The following is a 20,951-nucleotide window of genomic DNA, read 5'->3' on the forward strand; positions in this document are numbered from 1 at the left end:
CCCGGTCTCGTTTCGACCCCGGAAGTTAAGCCCGCCAGCGATCCCGGGTGTACTGCCCTCCGAGAGGGGGCGGGAAACCGGGGACGCCGCCGGCCACTATTCCTCGCTTCTTCGCAAACGTTATATCCATGAGGGAGTATTTTTATCCATGAGTGATGAACTATATCGGAAGTGGGAGAGGACCGTTGAGGCCCTTGTTAGGGAGGGCATAATCCGGAGCGAAAAGGTCAGACAGGCATTTCTAAAGGTTCCGAGGTATCTCTTTGTTCTTCCTGAGCATAAAAAGTGGGCGCACGTTGACGAGCCGCTTCCCATTCCCGGCGGTCAGACGATAAGCGCCCCCCACATGGTCGCGATAATGCTCGAGCTCGCCGAACTTGAGGAAGGTATGAATGTTCTTGATGTAGGTACCGGAAGCGGCTGGAACGCAGCTTTGATAGCGGAGCTTGTTAAGACCGACGTCTATACAGTCGAGAGGATTCCGGAGCTCGTCGAGTTCGCGAGGAAAAACCTTGAAAAAGCCGGCTATGCTGATAGGGTTCACGTCATCCTTGGCGATGGCACCAAAGGTTTCCCGCCTAAAGCGCCCTACGACAGGATACTGGTCGCTGCTGGAGCACCAAATGTCCCAGAACCTCTCGTCGAACAGCTCAAGCCTGGAGGAAAGCTCATAATCCCCGTCGGGAGCTACCACCTCTGGCAGGAGTTGTACGAGGTAACAAAGCTTGAGGACGGAAGCGTGAAAGTCAAGCGGCACGGGGGAGTCGCCTTCGTACCCCTCATCGGGGAGCACGGCTGGAAGGAGTAGGCTTTTAAGTCGTGATGAGCTTTTCCTCTGGTGGTATCATGGTGAGACTAATTGCCTTTGACCTTGAGGGAACGCTGGTCAAATCCGTCTCAAGCTGGGTGGAGCTTCACAAGAAGTTTGGAACCTGGGATAAGGGTAAGGAGTACGCCGAGCTTTTCTTCTCCGGGAAGATCGACTACGTAAAGTGGGCTGAGCTGGACGCCTCTCTCTGGAAGGGGCATACAAAGGAAGAGGTCATGGAGTGGGCGAACTCCGTAGAGTACATGGACGGTGCGGGGGAGCTGATCGAATTTCTGAAGGAGAACGACTTCAAAATAGCGATACTGAGCAGCGGACTGATGTGCCTTGCGAGGAGGATAGCTAGCGAGCTCGGCGTTGACTACGTCTTTGCCAATGAGCTAATTTTTGACGAGAACGGGGTTATTACGGGGGAGGTAAATCCTGCCGTGGATTTCCAGAGCAAGGGAAAAATTCTGGAAAACCTCAAGAGGGAGCTCAATCCTGAGCTGACGGTAGCAGTCGGCGACGGCTACAATGACCTCAGCATGTTCAGCGTTGCGGATGTCAGCATCGCCATAAACCCGCACGAGGGAGTTGAGGGAGACCACAACGTTGAGAGTCTGCATGAGGTCATGGAGATCATCAAGGGACTCCTTGACTGATTTTCTATGCTTTTCTCGGGGTCGGTGAAGGGCGTGGTCATCACAACGCCGCGTGGCTTCAGCAAAGCAAAAGCTCGTCATCCCCCTGTCGGCCCGACCGGAACCCCCGCTTCACTTCTCAGCGGAGAGGGCGGGCAGCCGGGCCGATAGAGGGTTCGGCGAGAAGTTAAAAAGCATTACTAAAGCCCGGCTATTTTGAGCTGTATCCACCAGAAGATGTCGCCCCAGAAGTACGATATCAGGAAGCCGATGAAGAGTGCAGGGGCAAATGGCATGGTCTTTTTTCTCAAAAAGCTGTTTTCAAGCTTTCCTTCCTCAACAAGTCGTTTGAGCTCCTCAATCTGCTCCTTCTTCAGCCCCTCCGCGGTGGGTGACGCTATTACCCTGCCGTAGTCAGGTTTGAGCAGTTCGAGGTTGGCCGTCATGATGGCGGTCTTCATGCGCATGAATGGATCCGTTCTGTCCCTTCCAATCCTTCCGTCCTTCTCGAATATTGTCTCGCCCAGAACGTCCCACTCCTCCAGCTTCTCAACTGGAACTTCCTCCATGAGAACCTCGGTGCGCATGAACTTTACGGTCGAGAAGAACACCTTAAAGAGGTATATCACCGCGAGCAGTCTGACGAAGACCCAGAGAGCCTTTTCTGGGTCGAGGTAGATGAGGTAGCCGAGGACGATGAACCCGAGTACGTCTCCGATTTTCCCTGCCTTTCCGAGGAGAATTATGATGACAACGGTTGTCAGCCACCCGAGGATGCCGCCAAGCGCTATTCCAGTAGTCTCGTAGAGGACTATCTGCAATCCCAGCGCCGCGGTTATCCAGAGTGCCACCTCAGCTGTGATCTTCGCTCCACTGGTGAGTATCTCCCTCAGCTCGGCGAACTTTTTCCTGACAATCAGCACTCCAAGGGAGTAGAGGAATATGAAGGGGAATATCGCAATGACGCTGTTGAGGAGTATGGAGATGGGGTAGAGCGGATAGTTCAGGGCATATGGTGGGATTAGGGAGGCTGTTGATGGGGGATATGGCAGCAGGGCGGAGAAACCCGCCAGTATGACCACGTCCCCGCTCGCCCAGGCGCCAAGGAAGTATAGAACAAAGCCCAGGATAAGCCCGATGAAGAAGCCGATAAGTCCTGAGAGTGCAAGCATGGTGTTGTGCTCAACGAAGAAACCCCTGTAGAGGTAGTAAACTATGCCCAGACCAGCTATCGGGAATACATGGAGGTCATCTATGAAGCCGGTCTTCATATCAGTGTACGAAGTAACGACTCCTATAACCAGCCCCAGAATGAGGGGAACATAGTCCATAATTTCACCTCAGAGGTCTTCGAGAATCTGCTTCCTAACCTGAGTGGTGTAATTGGATATCGCCTCATTGAGGTTCTTCGTTCCGTTGAGCACGATCCTAGCCGCCATAACTACGAGCACGAGCACAGCGGCCAGCATGAAAAGGTACTCAATCGCGCTCTGAGCTTTTCTCATCATCTCTTACACCTAAACTATCTGCGGCGCTAAAGGATTTAAAAGTTTCCATCGGCTAAGCTTTTAAGCGGAGCGAGAAATGAAAGCGTGGTGAAAATGAAGGTTTACAGGCTTCGCGTGAGAGACGAATACCTCGACTACATCAAGTCCGGAGAGAAGGGGATAGAGGTTAGGGTGGCATATCCTCAGCTGAGGGACATAAAGCCAGGTGACAAGATACTCTTCAACAACGAAGTTCCTGCCGTTGTTACTGGAGTGAAGCGCTACGAGACGTTCAGACAGGTTCTTCGCGAGGAGCCGATTAAGAAGATATTCCCCGACGAGCCGAGCTTTGAAAGGGCCCTTAAGAGGTTTCACAATATGTACCCCAAGTGGAAGGAGAACCGGTATGGGGTAATAGCTATAAGGTTCAAGCTGATTGGCGAGGGGTGAGTCATGAAGCACCTCGAGTTCGACGGCAAATACGCCGATTTAATCCTCAAGGGCAAGAAGAGGGCCACAGTGAGGTTGGGCAGGAAGCCGAACCTCAAGCCTGGCGACGAGGTGCTCATCCACTCCGGCGGCTACGCTATAGCAAAGGCAGTAATCGAGAGGGTCGAAAGCAAAACAGTTGGAGAGCTCACCGATGAGGACGCTTTTCTCGATGGATTTTCAAGCAGGGAAGAGCTGATTAAAGCCCTGAAGGAGCACTACAGGTACGTGGACGATGACTCAAAGGCCCACGTGATAGTCTTCCGCATCGTTGAGCGCTTTGATAGGCCGGTTACCTCATCTGACTACGCCTACGAAGGGAACCTGCCGATTGAGATAGCCGAGATGGCCCTGAAGCACCTTGACCTTCCTGAGGAGGACAGAAAGCTCATCGAGCTCTTCCTCCAGGCGGGCAGTCTGAGGAAAGCTGCCTACAGGCTTGGAGGTTTGAACAAGCGCTATCTGATAAGAGACGCGTTGAGGAGGGCCTATGAAGAGCTGAAAAAGAGGGGCCTCATGGGGCCGAAGCTCTGACGCTCTCGAGCATGCTCACTTTAACTCCTTCTCCTTCACTGTTCTTGACGGCGGAGAGCTTTACCGGAATGAGCTTGAATGTTCCTCCGTGAATGAGCCTTCTAAGCTTCCTCTCAAACTCCTCGGCTTCCTTCTCGCTCATGAACTCCACCTTCGCTATGAAGTCGTACTCCCCGTAGAGCCAGTAGCCTTCAACGGGGAGCTTCTCTAAAACCTCGTCCCGGACGCCCCAGACGAGGAGTATTGCCTCGATTTCGCTCACCCCCTTCCGTTTCCCCTCCGTGTTCTGCCCATCGATAAAAGTCTTTCCAAAGTTTTTCCGTCATCAAGGCAAGTTCATGAAAATTTTTCGACCAAAAGTTGTCGTTGTGCCAAGGGAACGGTTTTAACGTCCCTCCCTAAGTTCCTACGGTGGTAAAGATGCTCAGGGCGGTCTTCTTCGACTTCGTTGGCACGCTCATAACAAAGGAAGGGGAAAACGTAACCCACCAGCACATCGTTGGGGAGGTTCTCAGAAGGGCCGGCAGGGAAGATTTGGACGTCGTTAAAGTCTGGGGGGAGTACGAGGCTGAAAGCTCGGCCCTCTTCAAGGAGCTCGCCGGAAAGCCCTACGTTAAGATAAGGGACGTCGACACCGAGGCCATAAGAAAGGTTGCCGAGCATTACGGCTTCCCTGTTCCCGAGGATTTCTGGGAGATAAGCATCGCCATGCACGAAAAATATGGAAAACTCTTCGACGATGCCGTTGAGACAATCAAGGCCCTGAAAGACCTTGGCCTCCATGTTGGTATTATAACCGACTCCGACAATGACTACATCGAGGCTCACCTTAAGGCTCTCGGCATCTACGAGCTCTTCGACAGTATAACGACCAGCGAGGACGCTGGCTACTACAAGCCTCATCCGAGACCCTTCCAGCTCGCCATGGAGAAGGCGGGAGTTAAAGCCGAGGAGGCCATCTACGTCGGCGATAACCCGGCAAAGGACTGCGTCGGGGCGAAAAACGTCGGCATGATCAGTGTTCTGCTCGACCCGAGCGGGACAAAGCGTGAGCTCTGGAAGAACTGCGATTTTGTTGTCTCAAAGCTTAGCGAGGTCGTCGAAATAGCCAGGAGCATGCTCGAGAAATGAGAAAGGGGGTCGGCAACGGCAGGGCTCATCATCCAGCGCGAAGCGCGTCTCAGCTAGCGAAATTCTCGTCATTCCCCTTCTTTTCACTTCAATCTCTTGTAGGCCTCCCACATCCTCTGGAGAACTGTTATCCACGCCAGAACGGCGACGGCGTAGACGCCGTACTTCACGTATCCGAACAAGGCGGTGATTATAAGTATGAGGAGTCTTTCTGCCCTCTCCGCTATTCCCACCGCCAAAGTTCCAGAGCCGGCAAGCTCAGCTCTGCAGCGCTCGTAGCTGACGAGATAGCTCCCCATGAAGGCGATGAAAGCTATCCTCCAGTCAACAAGGTTTCCGAGGGCTATTCCGAAGAGCACGGCCCCATCGCTTATCCTGTCAAAGGTTGAATCCAGGAACGCTCCGAAGCGGCTCGTCTTGCCCGTCATTCTGGCGAGGGTTCCGTCGAGTGCATCAATGAGAGAACCAAAGAGAAGGACGAGGGCGGCTATAACCTGCTCGCCGCGGTAGAAGAAGTAGGCGCCGATTAAACTTATCAAAAGCCCAACGAAGGTTATCTGATTCGGTGTAACCCCAGCTTTTGCGAGCGGCCTTACGATGGCCTCAAGGAAGCCTTTGACGTTGGCCCGGTACCTGTTGAGCACCATGCCTTACTCCCCCAGCTCTACCACTTTCTTGCCCTTCTCCTGGGGTATTATCTTGAGCCTCGCGTTCTGGAACTCCTTCCTCAGGCCAGCACCATTGAGAAGCCTGTCGAGGAAGACTGCTAAAGCCGCCACCTCGCTGTGGGGCTGATTTCCGACGGCCACGTTGTAGTCGGCCATTTCGTAAACTTCTTTTGGCACCTTCTCGGCACCGACGACCACCATAATGTTCCTTCCCGAGTTCAGTTCTTCCTTAATCTTTGGAACGGCATCGTCGATGTGAATACCGTACATGGTCAGATGGGCTATTATTCCACCCATCTCTTTCCACTCGCGCATTACCTTTTTCCAGCTCGGGTTGAACTCTATCTCGAAAGGCCCACCCCACCTCTCAACGACATCCTCCACGCTTTCCTTAACGTGTTCGTCGAGCTCAGCTGCGATTATTATTTTATCCGCCCCGAGGGCTCTAGCTGTTAAGGCCACGTGCGTGGTTATCCTTTTATCTCTCTCCGGTCTGTGTCCAAGGCGAAGTACTACTATCATCCGACCTCCCCCGCGAATATTCTCCAGTACTTTGTGAAATCGTCTCCCCAGGTCATGTTCTTGTAGAACTCGTACATGGTTTTTACGTCTTGCTCTATCTTGCCCGTGCTGTACTCCGCGATGACCCTGTTGAGGTCCTCCTCGTTCGGAGCCGAGGCGAAGAGGAAGAGTGCGTAGAGCCTCTCGTTCTCGTCGAGGTTGCTCATCACGAGCATTAGCTTGGAACGGAGCTCTGGTTTGAGTCTCTCTGTGACAATCCTGAGAAGCCTGTCCTCCAGATTGGCCAAGAAATCCCCGGTAACGTCCACATGCTCATGGCCCTCGAGCGTCTCTGGGGCTTGAGCGACTATACGATAACCGTCACGCGTCACAAGCTGATAGAGCTTGGGGAAGTAGGGACTCGCCAGGTACTCATCGAGAGAACCCACGAAGCCGTGCCTGATATCAACTACGTACCAGCCGTCGGCGGTGTAGAACTCTGTCATCGGTCTCAGCGTGCAGTCCGTGCCGTTGGAGAGAGTTATAACCCTGGCAGGGACATCAACGGAGCGCAGCATGGCAGTCATAAGTATCTGTGCCTCAGCGTAGCTTATCCTATCCTGCTGGAGTATCTTGGACGGCTCGAGGGTTGAGGTTGTGTCTCCGAATGAGTACGTCCTCATCATCCAGTTGTAGATGGCTTTCACTGCATGGGACTCTGACACAGCGTTTCCGATAATATTGAGGGCCATGTCCCTCAGCTCGCTTCCCTTGAAAGCCGGCGTTGAGTTGTAGCGCTCTGCCCAGTAGCCGTCAACTATGTACTCGTCGGTTATCCAGTGGTATTTGAGTCCATATGCCTCTCTCAGGGTCTCGTTGCTCTCGTTCCAGGGCGTCCACACTACTTTAAGGGGCACACTCTTCACCACGCTGCCCTCTGCCCCGCTGATTGCATACTTGAGTATTACCGAGACGTAACCGTCCCTGTATGCGTAGGGCACGCTGACGGTATAGCTCAGTCTAATCTTCCCATTGCCATCTATTGTGTCAGGAAGGGCATTGGCACTGACGAGCCTCATTCCGTCGAGGAGGTTGAAGCTTATATCGCGGAGCTCAACTGGAACCTCGAGGGTGTTCTCGATTGTGACGGTTATCCTAGCCGTTTCTCCTCCTTTCAGAGTTGTTGGGGCTTCCACGTTGAGTTTGAGCTCGTCAGGAGGACCGGCCTCGTTCGAGACTGTTATCCTGAACTGTCCATAGAAGCCTGTCCAAGAGCGTTTGAGTTCATCGGTCAGCTCTAAGGAGAGTTTGAGGTTGTAAACGCCCGGCTTCATGGGTGCCCTCAGGATCCAGACGAGCTGAACGCTGTCTCCAACCCTCAGGACATCGGGAAACTTCGGCTCTTGGAGTATCTGGAAGTTGTCATCACCCAGGACAAGGGTTGCTCCCGTTAGGCCGACTTTTCCGGTGTTGTTTACGAAGACCATCACATGGAGCGTTCCACCAGGCCTTACCAGGGTCTTGTCAACCGAGAATCTGACCTCGGCCGGTGGCTTGAAGAGGCAGCCTGAAACCAGCACCAGGAGGACCAGGAGAATCACCGCGGGACCTTTCCTCATAACCATCTTCCAAAGTCTCTTAAGCACTGACGTTAATAAAGTTTGGGTGGTGGCAGTGATAACGCTGACGACAGATTTCGGTTTGAAGGGGCCCTACGTCGGCGAGATGAAGGTGGCAATGCTCAGGGTTAACCCAGGGGCAGTGCTCGTTGACGTAACCCACTCAGTAACGAGGCACTCAATTATAGAAGGCTCCTTTGTCATGGAGCAGGTTGTCAAGTATTCGCCTAAAGGCACCGTCCACGTTGGAGTGATTGATCCTGGTGTCGGGACGAGCAGGAGGGCTATCATTATAGAGGGCGAGCAGTTTCTGGTTGTCCCCGACAATGGATTGGCAACACTCCCCATGAAGCACATAAAACCTAGAGCAGCCTACGAAATAGACTTTGAGAAGATAAAGCGCTTTACTGGCTGGAGGATAAGCTCGACCTTCCATGGAAGGGACATCTTCGGGCCAGCTGGAGCCCTGCTGGATGCTGGGCATTCTCCAGAAGAGCTCGGCCGGGAGATTCCCTTGGAAAGCTTAATTAGGCTTGAGGTCGAGCCCAAAAAAGAAGGAGAAATCTGGAAGCTCAAGGTAATCTACATAGACGACTTTGGGAACGTCATACTCAACCTTGAGGACTACAGAAGGCCAAAAGCCGTTGAGCTCATCGACTTTGAGTTACTCATTCCCTACCTCGAAACCTATGGCCTGGTAAAGCCCGGTGAGCTTCTGGCTTTACCCGGAAGTCACGACTACCTCGAGATAGCCGTCAACCAGGGCTCTGCTGCTGAGAGGCTCGGGCTGAAGGTTGGGGATGAGGTGAGGGTGAGGTTGGTTCAATGAGAGGTGATTAAAATGCCGAAGCGCGGTCTGTTCGTCGGCCGTTTCCAGCCGGTTCACAACGGGCACATAAAGGCCCTTGAGTTTGTTTTCTCGCAGGTGGATGAGGTGATAATAGGCATCGGTAGCGCCCAGGCCAGCCACACGCTCAAGAACCCCTTCACGACGAGCGAAAGGATGGAGATGCTCATAAGGGCTCTGGACGAGGCGGGTCTGGAGAAGCGCTACTATCTGATTCCACTACCGGACATCAACTTCAACGCCATCTGGTCAACCTACGTCCAGAGCATGGTTCCAAGATTTGACGTCGTCTTCACTGGAAACTCTCTTGTCGCTCAGCTCTTCCGTGAGCGGGGATACGAGGTCATAGTACAACCCATGTTCAGGAAGGACATCCTCTCGGCAACCGAAATAAGAAAGCGCATGGTGGAAGGAGAACCCTGGGAGGAGCTCGTGCCGAAGAGCGTTGCCGAGTTCATAAAGGAAATCAAGGGTGTTGAAAGGATAAAGATGCTCGCCACAAATCTCGAAAGCTCGGAGAAGGAACTTCAGGCGCCGATAAGGATTCCGGAGTTTTAGAAGCCTTGGATCTCTTTATTTTACTTTGAATAGAGGAGATATGTATGGAGGCAGACTGGAAACTCGCTTTGGAACAGTTCATCGAGGACTGGAAAATTAAGGACTTCGTTGAGGCCGCTCTGCTAACTGGAAGTTATGCAGTTGGGCTACAGACCAAATACTCCGAGGTAGACGTTTACATCGTGCTCTCCGATGACGTGGAATGGAGGGAGAGGGGAAACGTCGTTATAAATGGGACTTTAATCGAGTACTTCGCAAACCCGGTAAGACAGATCAGACACTACTTTGAGGAGGAGTTTGCCCAGAACAGCCGGGCCACGGCGAGGATTATAGTAATTGGGAAAGTGCTCTTTGACAGGACTGGAATAGCTGAGGTTCTCAAAGCAGAAGCGCTGGAATACATGAAGAGACCCTTTGAACGGCCCGATGAGACATGGGTGGAAGTAGCTAAGTACTCCCTCTGGGACATGCTCGACAGTCTGAAGGACGCTGAAGACAGGAACGATCCCAGCTCTGGCTACCTCTACCACCTGGCTCTCAGCAGAGCCCTTGAGGTTTATTCGAAGTTCTTGGGTGTTGAAATTCCTCCAGTGAGCAAGGCTTACCGCCTTTTCAGAGACGAGAGGTTCAGAAAAGCGTACATGTTTGAGGAATTTCCTGATAGGGAGTTCGTAGAGCTGTTCCTGAATGCTCTTGAGAGAAGCAAGGCTGAAAATCTGGAGAGAGTCATAACGCACATCTTTGAGAAAATGGGTGGTTTTGATATTGACGGCTGGCGGCTGAGAACTAAGGCTTTAGATTCTTTATGAAATCCACCAGCTCTTTCAGGTCTTTTACCAGAAGATCCGCCCCGGGTATCTCCCTGCCGACGGCTATCCCCATGTCGGCCCTCTCGAACATCTTGGCGTCCGCGTAACCATCTCCCATAGCGAGGATAAAACCGTCCCTGAATCTTTTGAGGAACTCCCCTTTATCCCGGAATCTTAGCCTTATTCCCTGGAACTTCCCATCCTCAAAGATTGCCCGATTGGCCATGAACTCATCTCCGAGTTCCTTAAAGGGCTCAAGAACCTCCTCAAAGGAACCGCTGATGAGAACCACCTTAAAGCCCTTCTCCCTGAGCGTTTCAACGAGCTCTCTCGCCTCAGGACTCACGTTTACCTTCTCCCTCGTCCTGAGGAACGTCCCCTCGTCGATACCTCTTATGAGCCCCACCCGTTTGAGGAGGGAATCCAGCCACTCCACCTCCCCGGAGAGGCCCTTTTCAAGAAGCTCCTCTATCTCCCGTTTTCCGGTTATTCTGGCCATCTCCCTCCAGAACTCGAAGTCTGTTAAAGTCCCCTCGATGTCTATTACCGCGACCTTCTTCATTTTCCATCCCCTCACTGGAGGTTGCTTCTTACCTTCGCCTTTCTAAAGGCTTCCCCTCTAACGAAAAGTGCCCCGGCTAAGAGGAACAGCCCCAAGCTCGCCGCGTAAGGAAGCGTCGCATGTACGCTCGCCAGTGCGCCGGCGATGAATGGCGTGACAAGGCCAATCAGCCTGTTGTAGCTCGATATCGCCGCGTGGAACTCGCTGGCGCGCTCCTTCGGAATCAGCGAGAACTGCCACGAGCGGTAGAACGGGAACCAGAGTGTGTTCCCGAAATCGCCGAGGGCGTACACCGCCAGCGCCAGCCAGAATGGCGGCGAGAGCACCATGACGAGGGCATAGACCGCGTTGAGGAACATTCCTAGGCCAATCGCCTGAAAACCCCTCTCCTTCGGGACTCTCTCGATGGCATAGGTTCCAATTATCGAGGCCAGACTGCTCGCGCAGGCTATCAGCGTTACCTCGAAGACCGTCTTGTGGAGCACGAAGACAACGTAGTTGATGAGCACCAGCTCAGGCGCGAGGGACCACGCCAGAGTCAGCAGCGCTTCAAAGACCAGCAGGAGCTTGAACTCGCCGACCCTGAAGGTAAAGCCCTCAGGGGTTATCCTCTCCTCTTTGCCAACCGACGGAAGGAAGAGCCAGATGTAGGCGATGGTCGGTATCGAGAGCAGGCCGAAGAAGATGAACGCCAGGCGGTAGTGCTCTGCTGAGCTCCAGACGTAGCCGAAGAGGTAGCCGAGGATCGGGAAGGTTATCAGCCGACTTATCTCGGGCAGGCGCAGGTGCCAGGCGAAGATTTCTTCGTACCTGTCCTCCGGGTAGATAATCTGCTCATAGGCACGGTAGAGAGGGTAAAGCACCGTCGAGAGCTTCTCTACTGTTCTTCCTGCAAAGAGCATGATCGGAGCTATAGCACCTTTGGCAAAGCCGTAGAGGATGTATGCTACTCCGTCGAGGGCGTCAATCACCATCAGCCCTTTTTTGATGTCCCATCTGTTGAACGCCCTTCCGAGGAGATAGGTGAGTGGAATTGCGATGATGTTGACGGCTGTGAAGAACGCCCCGACCTCGAGGACGGAGTAGCCGGAGTACATCATGTAGAGAGGCAGAAGAATCCAGACTATGAGCTGGGGTGCTATAATGGTGTGGTAAAGCATGTAAGCTTTGGCATCTCGCGGAATTTCATTCCAGCGCATAGGAACACCGTATAGGTTTTTAGAACGGACCTATAAGCCTAACGCTCTTCCTTTCTCTTTAAGCACTTGGTGTAAATCAGAGCCGGCTCGCCCCACTCGGGGTAGGGGTCAATCAGCGCTATCCTGATGAAGCCCCTCCGCTCGTAGAACCGCCTTGTCTCGTCGTAGGGTTTGTACGATAAATCGCCCGACGTTTTAACGACGAGAACCTCAAAGCCTCTCCCCTTTGCCCACTCCTCGATGAAGCGGAGCATTTCCGTTCCGATTCCCTCTCCGTGGCACTCCCGCCGAACGGCCGTCCAGAGAATTTCGAGGGCCTTCTCGTTGAGGGGTTTGACAGTTATGAAGCCGAGAACTTGGTCTTTCTCAACCGCAACGAAAGTTGTTTCCCTCTGCAAATCCCGTTCCATCGCCTTTAGGCCGGCCTCGTTAAACCACTCCGGAAGACCCTTGGCTATCTGGAGGCAGTCAGTTCTCTCATCCGCTCTACTGAGGAGACGAATGTCCATGATGCAGACCTCCTCTGCCGTGAACGATACTTGAAAAAGTGCCCCCGACATCACCTGAGCCTCTTCCTAAACACCAGGACGTTTGGCTCCTCCGTCTCGTCCCAGAGTAGGAGACCAAGCCTTTTAAGGCCGGGCAGGAGCGGTTTGACCCCGCTCGGGAGCATTACGTCAAAGCTCTCTCTTTCTCTCTCCATTGCAACCCACGCCATCGCCGGAAGCATCGCCTTGAGCGTGGCTAAACCGACGTCGAGGGGCGTGAAGGTTTCCCCTTCCTTCGGAGCGAGGAAGCGGAAGCCGTTGAAGTCGTAAAGCTCTGCGTTGAGCTTAATCCACTTTAAGGCCTCTTCGCTCCTCCTCACGAAGCGCCAGCCAACGGGAATGAGGCCTAAAGTTAGGTCACTCATGGTTGGTTCTACCCTCTCCGGCTCCTCCAGCTCAAAGTTTTCCGTTTTGGTCCCAAAGACGAAGAACTTTGCTTTGACGTGAAAACCGGTTCTTTCAGCCATCGCAATGCTCTCGCGGTTGAGGAAGTAGGTTGCGAACTCAAGGGCATCAATCCTGCCTTCCCTCGCAAGCCTTTCGCCAAGCTGGAGCATAAAGTAGTGGAGCTTCCACCCATAGCCCCTGCCCCTGTAGTCCGGATGAACCCTCAGCCCCTCAAGCCAGCCGACCTTTCCGGGCAGGAGGGTTAGCTTTGCCGTCCCGATTACCTTTCCGTCCATTTCGAGCACGTAAAAACCGCCGTCTTTAAGCCACTCGTCGAAGACCCTCGCGAGGTAGTCTTCCCCTTCCCACGTCAGCTTCGCTATCTCCTCGATGAACGGCCTGTCCTCTGGCAGTGCCTCTCGAACAATCATCGTGCTTCCCCCATGTAGTTGGGGAAACCTTTTAAGGCCCTTTCTCAATTACGCTTGATGGTGTTAATGAGGCGTCTCCTCGTTGTTGTCTTTATCCTGCTTATACTCTCATCCCCCCTTTGGCTACACCTACTACGAGAAGAGAGCAGAGGTTGATGATGCCAAGAGAGGCTTAATAGCTGTCTCCAACACTGCCCTATTCTGCCTGACGGACATAGGTGCGCTCGAAACGATGCTCGAAAACAACACGAGCGAGGAACTCGTGAGGGAGGGAATTGGGAGGTACGCCTTCTGCTCCCTCACCCCCAGCGAGGCCTCGGCGTCGCTCTACGACATCACCGGGGAGGAGTGTACTGGAATGTTCACGTTGCATCTGCAAACCTCGCCGACTTCTTCAATCACGCTAGGAACAGCGAGGATCCGGGGGAACTCGTGGCCGGGAATCTGGACGTCCTCCTGAGGATTGAGGGCGAGATCTCAAGGATATATCAGGTGTGGGCAACGGGCAACGTCACCGAAAACATGACCGCCCAGCTCCTCAATCTGACGGAAGGTCTCTCGTGGTGAGGGCAAAGAAGGCAGTGGCGGAGACTCCAATAAGGAAAGCCCCTAGGGAGAGGTTAAACGTTTCAATACCCTTCCCTATCAGCCACGCAAAGGCCAACTGCGAGAGTGGAATCACCAGCGTCGCGAGTGCGTCAAAAACTCCCCTCAGAGTTCCAAGGGTCTCAAGCGAGATATATCTTTGCATAAGGCTATCAAATGATACGTTGAGCATTTCCCCGCCAAAGCCGAGCAGGAAGACCGCAGGGAATAGGGCCACCATGGCGGGAAATCCGGTGGGGAGTAACGCGAAGCTCTGGAGGAGCATTCCTACAACAAGTGGTCGCTTTAAACCAGCCAGCTTTCTTCGCGCCAAATAAGCCAGTAAAACCACCGCCGCGAGGCTTCCGGCCGTTGTGAGTGACTGAAGGAGGCCGTAGATGACCTCCCCCTTTCCTAGTTCCCTCAGAGATGAGAAGACGAATACCCTGAAGGAGCCGAGGGCGAAGTTGAAGAGGAGCACAGAGGCAAGGGTTCCAATCACGAGCTTTCTGTTTAGGCCCATGGGCCTCTCTTCCGCTACCTTGTTAATCCTTTCCCTCTTTACCTCAACGTTCAGATACGGAACCAGCGTGAGCGCTCCGAGAAGAAGGAGCAGTGCATCAAGGAGCATGGCCTTTATCTCAAAACGATAGGCCAAGAAGCCGGCCAGCGGGAAAGCGAGGAGGGAGACAGCATTTCCGGCGGTTGCGAGCCTTGCGTTGAGGCCCTGAAGCTCTGAAGAGTCAAGGTTCATCGAAGCTATCAGCGAGAAACCGTAGTAGCGGTGGAGTATGTCCAGAGCTGAAATCCCTGAAACGAGGAGATAGAAGGCCCAGACGTTTGAGGAGAGGGGATTATGAGAACCGCCAGGAAAGCCTGGAGAATGAGCGCGAGAAAAGCGAGCCTGACTTTTTTGGTCGTCCTATCGAGGGTTCTGCCGAGAAGGGGAGGCAGGATAACCCACGGCAGGTGTGTGAAGAGTGCATAGCCGCCTATGCTTACCAGCGAGCCTGTGCTGTTGAGGAGGCTCCAGGGTAAGGCGATGCTTTCGATGGCATCTCCAACGATTCTAAAGGAGGATGTGAGCATGTGCAGGCGGTAGAGGGTTCGTTTCATGAGTGAATCTGAGGAAGATAATAGTTAAAAGATTTATGAACTTTCGTTCATTGGTGGTTTGTTTGGAGTGGGACTTTGACAGCTGGGCGGAAAGTTATGATGAGGACGTTATGAGAAACGACTGGATACATACAGATTACGAGGAAGTTTTAAGGCTGGTCGCTGAGAAGGCTAAAGGCGTAGTTGTGGACATCGGTTGTGGCACTGGGAACATCCTGCGCTTTCTCAAATGCGAGCGCTATATAGGGGTTGAGCCATCTCGCGGGATGCGGGTGAAGTTCAGGGGAAAACACGGCTTTGAGCCCCTCGATGGGCACTTTCTCAGGATCCCCCTGCCGAACGGAACGGCCGATGCTGTGATAAGCACTTATGCCTTCCACCACGTGCCCGACGAGGAAAAAGAAGCCGCGCTGAAAGAGATGCTCAGAATCCTGAAACCGGGCGGGAGGATCATTATAGGAGACGTCATGTTTGAGTCCGAAGAGGAGAAAAGAAGGATTGGTGGGGAGGACGGAATAACCGATGAGATAGAGGACGAGTACTTCGCAACCTTAGAGCACCTGCGGGAAATCTGCGAAAAGTTTGACCTCCGATACCGGTTCGAGAGGGTAAATAGATACATCTGGATTGCGGAGTTGTTGCTCACCCCTGACCGGAAAGGCTAAAGCATTGACCACCATAGCCTTAAACATGCCTGACGATGACCTTGCCAGGGAAGTCCAGGAGCTCAAGAAAGCCCTTGCCGAGCTCAGGGAGAGCTTCAACCTGGTCTCTCAACTGGCCCAGGCTTATCTCAAGCTGCTCAATATTTACGCTCAGTATGGGGAGCTGAGCATCGATGTGGCAGTCCCGGAGGTAAGGGGCGATCCCATAGCGAGGGAGATAGTGAGGATTCTCTTTGACCTCAAGCGCGCGAATGTGAGTCAGATAGCGCGCGAGCTCAAAGGCAGGCGTGGGAAGGCCTCCAGAAATACCGTGCGTGCAAAGCTGACTGAGCTTAAGGAGCTCGGCATCATCATCGAGGTTCCCGGCGAGAGGGGGAAGACCTACTCCCTCTCAAGGGAAGTGGTCAGGAAGTGGCTTGAAATGATCGGAATGCCGATTAGGCTTGACCAGCTTAATGATTACTGAGGTGGTTGATATGGTGGATGTTGAGATTGGGAAGAAAACTCCCGAGCAGCTGGAAAGGCTTTTAGATGAGCTGGCCGAGGGAATAAGAAACGCCAAGACGCCGGAGGAAGTAGAGCTGCTTGAGAAAAAGGCGAAGATCACCAGAAAGCTGATAGAAGCCTACGAGGGAGACAAAGATCTTGAGCAGGTCGGAAAGCTCGTGGAGAAGCTCGGCGACGTTATGGAGAACCTTATGGGGCCGCTGAAGGACCTCCTCGCAGAGCTCTACAGCCCCGATAGGATAGAGTCCATGGGCAGAAGCGTGGCAGAGTTCTACAAAACTCTCGTTGAAGCGGGTATGGATAAAGAGGAGGCCCTGACTCTGACCAAAGAGTACATGGACAGCATAAATGTCGTCAAGAAGCTCATGGAGGCCCTTGGAGGCGTGATGGGCTATGGGAAAGAGCAGGGCAACTGGATGAAGATGATGGGGCAGGCACCTAAAAAGCCTGGAAACGATGGAGAGGAGGGGGCTTGAGACTTCCCCTTCGCTTTTTTCTCCGACTTCCCCTTTTACTCTTCAAGCTGGCCGGGTTAGTGGGTGTAATAAACTGCGGAAAGAGGAGGTTCAGAAAGGTTCTAATCGAGAGCAGTCTTCCTGAGGACATCGTTGAGAGATTGGTGGAGGAGTTTGACCCCTCCACGCCGCTCAGGGAGACGCTTTTCAGGTTTTCTAGGAGATAGCCACTTCCCCTTCTCACTCCCACATCGCCCTGGCGGAGGTTTTAACGCCTGGCTTGTCCCCATAGAGCAGTATCAGGACGTCCATGTCCCCGTAGGTGGAAATCTCAATGTAAACCGCTTTTCCGTTTTTCTCGAAGAGGTCGTTGGCCACCAGGTGTCTCCTTTCATCGTGGGACGGAAGCTTGACGTAGTCCTCCTCGGCCCACACCGTTTCAAGGAACGCTTTCTTTAGCTGGAGATAGACTTCCCAGCCGAGGCCATGGGGGTAGAACAGCACCGTGGCCCTTGCGCCTCCGGAGGAAACGTTTCCCTCCAGCTTGTATATGTATCCGTCGAACCTCAGCCCCTCCTCCGCCGTCCAGTTCAATGGCTTCACGTCGTTTCTAAGTTTGCCAAAGGAGAGCAGTTCGCCGGGACTGGCTCCACCCGTGCCAACCACGTGCCAGAAGAAGTCGCTGGTCGAGTATTTGGGCTTCTTGACGACGATCGCGAGGTAGTGGTTGTAGCGGTACTGGACGAACACCGTTATGGTATCTGAGTCCCGAGCGAAGGTTCTCGCGTAGGGTTCCCTTCCATTGTCGGTTCTCTCCCAGCCCTCAGCCAGGAGTCTTTCGGTCAGCTCGTCGAGCGCGGTGAGGTAGGCTGTGGCGTTCGGATAAACGAGGAGCATGAACTCGACGTCGCCGGTTCTGCCCGTGTACCAGGCCGCCGCGGGGACTTTGGGAATATCGACGAAGTCAGTCGTGATGTTGAAGTCCTTCCTGAGGTCATCTAGAACCATCGATATTACCGTCCCCGGCCTCACGCCTCTCTCACTGACCGGCTGGAAGGTCCCCCTCGGCAGTCCGTTTCCTTCCACAGATAGGCCCTTCGTCGGATCGCCCCACTCCCACAGTTCCCGGACGGTTTCCTTAATCTCGCTCTCGTCTCCGAAGAGCAGGGTCAGCCTTTCCATTCCTGCCACATCGGCCAGTTCAATGTAGATTCCGGAGCCGTTGGCCTCGAAGTAGTCGCTCGCCATGAGACGTCCCGCTGGATTCTGTGTGTAGGTGTTGATGTACTCCCTCTCAACCCAGCCGTTGTCCAGGAAAGCCTCCTTGAGCTGGAGGTAAACCTCCCTCCCTTCACGAGGCCGGTAAACAAGGAAAACTGCACTCACGTTGGTTCCCTCAACGGTTCCCTTCAGGGCGTCCAAGTAACCGGAGAACCTCAAACCCATCCCCTCGCTCCAGTTGTCCTCGACCACTTTGATGGGCAGGAAGAGACCAAGAACCTTGCCGGGACTGGGTCCAACCGTGATGACGCTCCACGCGAATTCTGAGAGGCGTGCCGTTCTCTCCTCCGCGCTCCCTCCGGCGGTTCTCGCAACAAACAGGACATAGAAGTAATGCTCGTAGGTGTAGAACACCGTGTAGGTCTCGTTTCCCCTCTCCCAGAAGGCTTTTCCTCCGTCTCCCTGCTGGAAGCCCTTCTCCCTCAGGGTTTCCACCACGTATTTCATGGCTTCTCTGGCCGCGGTTGAATTGGGGTATGCAAAGAGGCCGAACTCGGTGTCGTTCGCCGTTCCGGTAAAGCTTGAGAGGCTCCTCGGGGGTTGGGGTATGTTCGCGGGACTCTCTGTGACGTTGTATCTCTTCGAAATCCTGGAGATCACGTCGAGAACTGCGTACTTTGGAGAATACAGGAACCAATCAGGCGGCTTCGGTCCGAACGTTCCCGTGGGGAACGTGGCTTTTGCTTCCTCCGGAGGTGACGTGTTCTCGGAGATACGTTCGTCCACGCCTTCGTGGACCGTCTCAATCACCGGGCTTTCTGTTTTTTCCTCTCCGGGACTATTGATACATCCATTGGACATTGTGATCAGAACTATAAGGATAAGTGAAACAATAAGTTTGATGCGTCTCATGGAACCCCGGATATTTTTGGATTTTGGATCATAAATACTTTTCCCTCGTAAGTTGTTTCTACGGCGCTAACCTAAATATCTAGCTCAAGCCCGGTGGTTTCCTTCACAATCTCCCGAAACACCTCGAAGTCAACGCGTTCCTCTCTAACGAGCCTCCTCAGGATTTCATAGAAGAAATTGCCGGCCTTCCTGTGGAGTTCGTGGAGAATCAAAGCTCCTTTCGTGTAGGAGAGCTCCCCGAGGCCAAGCCTTCCCCACTCCGAGGGCTTGAGCCTTTCCGCCTCGGGGAACTTCCTAACTATTGCCCTGTAATTCCTCCGCAGGTTCTCCATGAAGCGCCTGAAGGCGTCTTCCCCGTGAATTTCCCTAATCGCGAGGGCCGTCAGGTAGTTCGCAAAGGCCTCGTCGAAGAACCTGCTTAGATGGGCCTCCGGAGTCGCCCTCGGATTCCATAGGTGGGCGAGTTCGTGATAGATGCCAGCTGGTATTTCAGCCCTTAGGGCTCTCCCCTCAACCAGCTGGTAACCCTTGCCGGCCTGCCCACCGTAGCCGTCAGGGATTTCGATGATGGTATAAAAAACGTCTCTCTCACCGAAGAGGCCTGAGTAGAATTCAAAGGCTCTCTCGACGAGTCTTGCAGTTTTTTCTATTCCTTCCACGTCGAGAACGAAGAAGCGGAGGTTTTTCCTCTCAACGACATCAAAGGGAGCGATGGCTATGTCGAGCCTATTGGTGCCTCTAATTTTCAGAATATTTCCCTTTATTTCGCCCCCGAAGCCTATTGCGTATCCCTCTGAAACTCCGGAGAGCTTTATCTCTGCATCGAAGTTCGAGGAGGAGACTTTCCCGATGAGTTCCTGAACGTTGGCTTTGCTCGGGACTGGATAGAAAAGTGAATCCGTGCGGAGGAGCGTGTACTCGGGATTCACGCTGTCCTTGAGGTATGGCAGAACTCCAGCATAGCTCTCAAGCTTTCCGCGGTATTCTAGGGACAGTTCTCCAGCCGAGCTTTCGAGCTCAACAGCTCTAACCTTAAAGTCTTCAAATCCTTTAAGTGGTTTAATGCTCTGGGCGAAGGGAACGGAAGAGTTTACAACTTCAAGCCCTTTGTTGAGGAGAACGGTTCTTTGGGGGTTCTCAAACTCTATTTTAGCATATCCATAAATTGTGGCAGTCTCGAAGTCCAGCACGAGGTTCAACGAAAGGTATTTCATGCTCTGGCCCCCACTGATTAAACGTTTCCGGTTCTCAAATCTTTTTCGCAATCACAATTATTCTCGGTGCGTCAAGCGAAAGCTCCCTGCCGCCGAACCCGCCGTAAACATGAGAATCGTTAGCTTTTCGGAGTAGAAATACATGTAATCATCAACGCGGAAGACCTCTTCGATCGGGAAAGTCATACTTATCATGCCTCCTTCTTATCTTCCGTCCGGCGAACCAGCCTGCAACGATTGGGGTTATTATGACAACGTATGGGAACGCCAGCCTTGCGTATTGCCTGATTTCTTCCGGAGTATGGTTTGCTATGAATGGGGCAGAGATAATCAAAGCAAGCGCAATAATCCACGGGCGCTTGTTTCTTTGACATCCTCAGCGGTCAGAATCCGCCGCATCCTTCCACTCCTCCTTCATTATGTCATAGAGCAAAATGTCAACATATCCATCTGGTGTCCACGCATGCTTCCTTAACTTTCCCACCAGCTTGAAGCCGTTCTTCTCAAGAATCCTTATTGAGGCAGCATTGTTTTCATAGGTTCTCGCAAAGACCTTGCGCAGATTCATGTAGCGAAAGCAGTACTTTAAGGTTAGTTCTACTGCCTCGCTCCCATAACCCCGGTTCCAGTGCTCTTTTCCAAGAAAGTATCCTATCTCTGCCGTTCCGTTCCTGAAGTCTATTCTGCTCACGATGACTGTCCCAACGATTTTGCCCTCCTCGTTGAGTATTGCAAAGGCCCTTTTGGTTAACTTTTTGGTTGTCAGATTCTCGTACCACTTCATCCACTCTTCAAGCGTCGAAACATCTGAGGGGTCGGCGAGAGTCTTGGTAACTTCTCTGTCATTGTTCCATTCCCAGATTTTCGGAATGTCTTCTCGGAGGATTACGCCCAGAGAGACTTTCTCACCTTTCAGTATTATCGGGCGCATTCGATCACCCCTATCTAATCAGTGAGGGCGAAGAGGACGAGCTTTCTCATTCTCCCACCGTGATTACTATGGATAAGGGTTTTAAAGACTTTATCCTTGAAGTTTAATTCAGTGATACTGGTGGAG

At 53.1% G+C, this 20,951-nt stretch carries 29 protein-coding genes and 1 rRNA gene; 15 read left to right on the plus strand and 15 right to left on the minus strand.

Going from position 1 to position 20,951, the window contains the following annotated elements:
- The 3 genes from rrf to E3E26_RS07865 all read left to right on the plus strand — a co-directional run.
- Positions 1-95: ribosomal RNA gene (gene rrf / locus E3E26_RS07855) — 5S ribosomal RNA — on the plus strand; the annotation flags it as partial.
- A 53-nt stretch (positions 96-148) separates the two neighbouring features.
- Complete coding sequence (locus E3E26_RS07860; RefSeq protein WP_167900808.1) at positions 149-808, plus strand: protein-L-isoaspartate(D-aspartate) O-methyltransferase; 660 nt, start codon at positions 149-151, stop codon at positions 806-808.
- Positions 809-846: 38 nt separating this feature from the next.
- Positions 847-1,470, plus strand: coding sequence for an HAD-IB family phosphatase (locus tag E3E26_RS07865; protein WP_167900809.1), 624 nt, complete (start codon positions 847-849; stop codon positions 1,468-1,470).
- Positions 1,471-1,649: 179 nt separating this feature from the next.
- Here the strand turns inward: E3E26_RS07865 and E3E26_RS07870 are convergent, their stop codons facing one another.
- Positions 1,650-2,780: an A24 family peptidase C-terminal domain-containing protein gene (locus E3E26_RS07870; protein WP_167900810.1), complete on the minus strand. Its 1,131-nt coding sequence runs from the start codon at positions 2,778-2,780 to the stop codon at positions 1,650-1,652.
- A 9-nt stretch (positions 2,781-2,789) separates the two neighbouring features.
- Entirely contained in the window at positions 2,790-2,957 is a 168-nt protein-coding gene (locus E3E26_RS07875) for a class III signal peptide-containing protein (RefSeq protein ID WP_167729665.1), read from the minus strand.
- 93 nt (positions 2,958-3,050) lie between these two features.
- Between E3E26_RS07875 and E3E26_RS07880 the strand changes: the two genes are divergently transcribed.
- Positions 3,051-3,386 carry an ASCH domain-containing protein gene (locus tag E3E26_RS07880; RefSeq protein WP_167901013.1) on the plus strand — a complete coding sequence of 112 codons (336 nt, stop codon included), beginning with the start codon at positions 3,051-3,053 and terminating at the stop codon, positions 3,384-3,386.
- A 3-nt stretch (positions 3,387-3,389) separates the two neighbouring features.
- Positions 3,390-3,959: an ASCH domain-containing protein gene (locus tag E3E26_RS07885; RefSeq protein WP_167900811.1), complete on the plus strand. Its 570-nt coding sequence runs from the start codon at positions 3,390-3,392 to the stop codon at positions 3,957-3,959.
- On the opposite strand, the gene E3E26_RS07890 is transcribed toward E3E26_RS07885, so the two are convergent.
- A complete protein-coding gene (locus E3E26_RS07890; protein WP_167900812.1) occupies positions 3,940-4,221 on the minus strand; it encodes a hypothetical protein in 282 nt (93 codons plus the stop codon). The two genes, E3E26_RS07885 and E3E26_RS07890, sit on opposite strands and share 20 nt — an antisense overlap.
- 158 nt (positions 4,222-4,379) lie before the next feature.
- Here E3E26_RS07890 and E3E26_RS07895 point away from each other — a divergent pair, with 158 nt between their 5' ends.
- Entirely contained in the window at positions 4,380-5,090 is a 711-nt protein-coding gene (locus E3E26_RS07895) for a TIGR02253 family HAD-type hydrolase (protein WP_167901014.1), read from the plus strand.
- An 83-nt stretch (positions 5,091-5,173) separates the two neighbouring features.
- Here the strand turns inward: E3E26_RS07895 and pgsA are convergent, their stop codons facing one another.
- From pgsA to E3E26_RS07910, 3 genes are read right to left on the minus strand one after another with little or no spacing between them, the layout of a single operon-like run.
- On the minus strand, positions 5,174-5,737 hold the full coding sequence (pgsA, locus tag E3E26_RS07900; protein WP_167900813.1) for an archaetidylinositol phosphate synthase: 564 nt from the start codon (positions 5,735-5,737) through the stop codon (positions 5,174-5,176).
- A gap of 3 nt (positions 5,738-5,740) precedes the next feature.
- A complete protein-coding gene (locus tag E3E26_RS07905; RefSeq protein WP_167900814.1) occupies positions 5,741-6,280 on the minus strand; it encodes a tRNA (cytidine(56)-2'-O)-methyltransferase in 540 nt (179 codons plus the stop codon).
- Positions 6,277-7,884 (minus strand): transglutaminase-like domain-containing protein, encoded by a 1,608-nt coding sequence (locus E3E26_RS07910; protein WP_167900815.1) that lies wholly within the window; start codon positions 7,882-7,884, stop codon positions 6,277-6,279. The genes E3E26_RS07905 and E3E26_RS07910 overlap by 4 nt, the downstream gene beginning before the upstream one ends.
- Positions 7,885-7,933: 49 nt before the next feature.
- On the opposite strand from E3E26_RS07910, the gene E3E26_RS07915 reads away from it, so the two are divergent.
- Genes E3E26_RS07915 through E3E26_RS07925 form a run of 3 tightly spaced genes read left to right on the plus strand, consistent with a single transcriptional unit; the run spans position 7,934 to position 10,092 of the window.
- Positions 7,934-8,707: an S-adenosyl-l-methionine hydroxide adenosyltransferase family protein gene (locus E3E26_RS07915; RefSeq protein ID WP_167901015.1), complete on the plus strand. Its 774-nt coding sequence runs from the start codon at positions 7,934-7,936 to the stop codon at positions 8,705-8,707.
- 12 nt (positions 8,708-8,719) lie between these two features.
- Complete coding sequence (locus tag E3E26_RS07920) at positions 8,720-9,283, plus strand: nicotinamide-nucleotide adenylyltransferase (RefSeq protein ID WP_167900816.1); 564 nt, start codon at positions 8,720-8,722, stop codon at positions 9,281-9,283.
- A gap of 44 nt (positions 9,284-9,327) precedes the next feature.
- The gene (locus tag E3E26_RS07925; RefSeq protein ID WP_167900817.1) at positions 9,328-10,092 is read left to right on the plus strand and encodes a nucleotidyltransferase domain-containing protein; all 765 of its coding nucleotides are present in this window, start codon (positions 9,328-9,330) and stop codon (positions 10,090-10,092) included.
- Here the strand turns inward: E3E26_RS07925 and E3E26_RS07930 are convergent.
- From E3E26_RS07930 to E3E26_RS07945, 4 genes are read right to left on the minus strand one after another with little or no spacing between them, the layout of a single operon-like run.
- Positions 10,070-10,654 (minus strand): HAD family phosphatase, encoded by a 585-nt coding sequence (locus E3E26_RS07930; RefSeq protein ID WP_012572121.1) that lies wholly within the window; start codon positions 10,652-10,654, stop codon positions 10,070-10,072. The genes E3E26_RS07925 and E3E26_RS07930 overlap by 23 nt on opposite strands.
- 11 nt (positions 10,655-10,665) lie before the next feature.
- Positions 10,666-11,853 (minus strand): MFS transporter, encoded by a 1,188-nt coding sequence (locus tag E3E26_RS07935; RefSeq protein ID WP_167900818.1) that lies wholly within the window; start codon positions 11,851-11,853, stop codon positions 10,666-10,668.
- Between the two features lie 38 nt (positions 11,854-11,891).
- The gene (locus E3E26_RS07940; protein WP_167900819.1) at positions 11,892-12,362 is read right to left on the minus strand and encodes a GNAT family N-acetyltransferase; all 471 of its coding nucleotides are present in this window, start codon (positions 12,360-12,362) and stop codon (positions 11,892-11,894) included.
- Between the two features lie 50 nt (positions 12,363-12,412).
- Entirely contained in the window at positions 12,413-13,219 is an 807-nt protein-coding gene (locus E3E26_RS07945) for a GNAT family N-acetyltransferase (protein WP_167900820.1), read from the minus strand.
- Positions 13,220-13,301: 82 nt separating this feature from the next.
- On the opposite strand from E3E26_RS07945, the gene E3E26_RS07950 reads away from it, so the two are divergent.
- On the plus strand, positions 13,302-13,679 hold the full coding sequence (locus E3E26_RS07950) for a hypothetical protein (protein WP_240911690.1): 378 nt from the start codon (positions 13,302-13,304) through the stop codon (positions 13,677-13,679).
- Positions 13,652-13,786 carry a hypothetical protein gene (locus tag E3E26_RS11270; RefSeq protein ID WP_255453726.1) on the plus strand — a complete coding sequence of 45 codons (135 nt, stop codon included), beginning with the start codon at positions 13,652-13,654 and terminating at the stop codon, positions 13,784-13,786. Before E3E26_RS07950 ends, E3E26_RS11270 begins: the two co-directional genes overlap by 28 nt.
- Here the strand turns inward: E3E26_RS11270 and E3E26_RS07955 are convergent.
- Positions 13,758-14,558: an MFS transporter gene (locus tag E3E26_RS07955; protein WP_240911691.1), complete on the minus strand. Its 801-nt coding sequence runs from the start codon at positions 14,556-14,558 to the stop codon at positions 13,758-13,760. The two genes, E3E26_RS11270 and E3E26_RS07955, sit on opposite strands and share 29 nt — an antisense overlap.
- 8 nt (positions 14,559-14,566) lie before the next feature.
- On the minus strand, positions 14,567-14,920 hold the full coding sequence (locus tag E3E26_RS11185) for a hypothetical protein (protein ID WP_240911692.1): 354 nt from the start codon (positions 14,918-14,920) through the stop codon (positions 14,567-14,569).
- Positions 14,921-14,982: 62 nt separating this feature from the next.
- On the opposite strand from E3E26_RS11185, the gene E3E26_RS07960 reads away from it, so the two are divergent.
- From E3E26_RS07960 to E3E26_RS07975, 4 genes are read left to right on the plus strand one after another with little or no spacing between them, the layout of a single operon-like run.
- Positions 14,983-15,585, plus strand: a complete 603-nt coding sequence (locus E3E26_RS07960) for a class I SAM-dependent methyltransferase (protein WP_240911693.1) — start codon at positions 14,983-14,985, stop codon at positions 15,583-15,585.
- Positions 15,586-15,610: 25 nt separating this feature from the next.
- The gene (locus E3E26_RS07965; RefSeq protein ID WP_167900821.1) at positions 15,611-16,051 is read left to right on the plus strand and encodes an ArsR family transcriptional regulator; all 441 of its coding nucleotides are present in this window, start codon (positions 15,611-15,613) and stop codon (positions 16,049-16,051) included.
- Between the two features lie 10 nt (positions 16,052-16,061).
- Entirely contained in the window at positions 16,062-16,568 is a 507-nt protein-coding gene (locus E3E26_RS07970; RefSeq protein WP_167900822.1) for a hypothetical protein, read from the plus strand.
- A 59-nt stretch (positions 16,569-16,627) separates the two neighbouring features.
- Positions 16,628-16,774 carry a hypothetical protein gene (locus E3E26_RS07975; protein WP_240911694.1) on the plus strand — a complete coding sequence of 49 codons (147 nt, stop codon included), beginning with the start codon at positions 16,628-16,630 and terminating at the stop codon, positions 16,772-16,774.
- A 13-nt stretch (positions 16,775-16,787) separates the two neighbouring features.
- Here the strand turns inward: E3E26_RS07975 and E3E26_RS07980 are convergent, their stop codons facing one another.
- From E3E26_RS07980 to E3E26_RS07990, 3 genes are all read right to left on the minus strand, one after another.
- Complete coding sequence (locus E3E26_RS07980; protein WP_167900824.1) at positions 16,788-18,680, minus strand: hypothetical protein; 1,893 nt, start codon at positions 18,678-18,680, stop codon at positions 16,788-16,790.
- A 71-nt stretch (positions 18,681-18,751) separates the two neighbouring features.
- On the minus strand, positions 18,752-19,894 hold the full coding sequence (locus E3E26_RS07985; RefSeq protein ID WP_167900825.1) for a M1 family metallopeptidase: 1,143 nt from the start codon (positions 19,892-19,894) through the stop codon (positions 18,752-18,754).
- A 376-nt stretch (positions 19,895-20,270) separates the two neighbouring features.
- The gene (locus tag E3E26_RS07990) at positions 20,271-20,825 is read right to left on the minus strand and encodes a GNAT family N-acetyltransferase (protein ID WP_167900826.1); all 555 of its coding nucleotides are present in this window, start codon (positions 20,823-20,825) and stop codon (positions 20,271-20,273) included.
- Between the last annotated feature and the right edge of the window lie 126 nt (positions 20,826-20,951).

The sequence above is a fragment of the Thermococcus sp. LS1 genome (assembly GCF_012027395.1).
Taxonomy (GTDB): domain Archaea; phylum Methanobacteriota_B; class Thermococci; order Thermococcales; family Thermococcaceae; genus Thermococcus.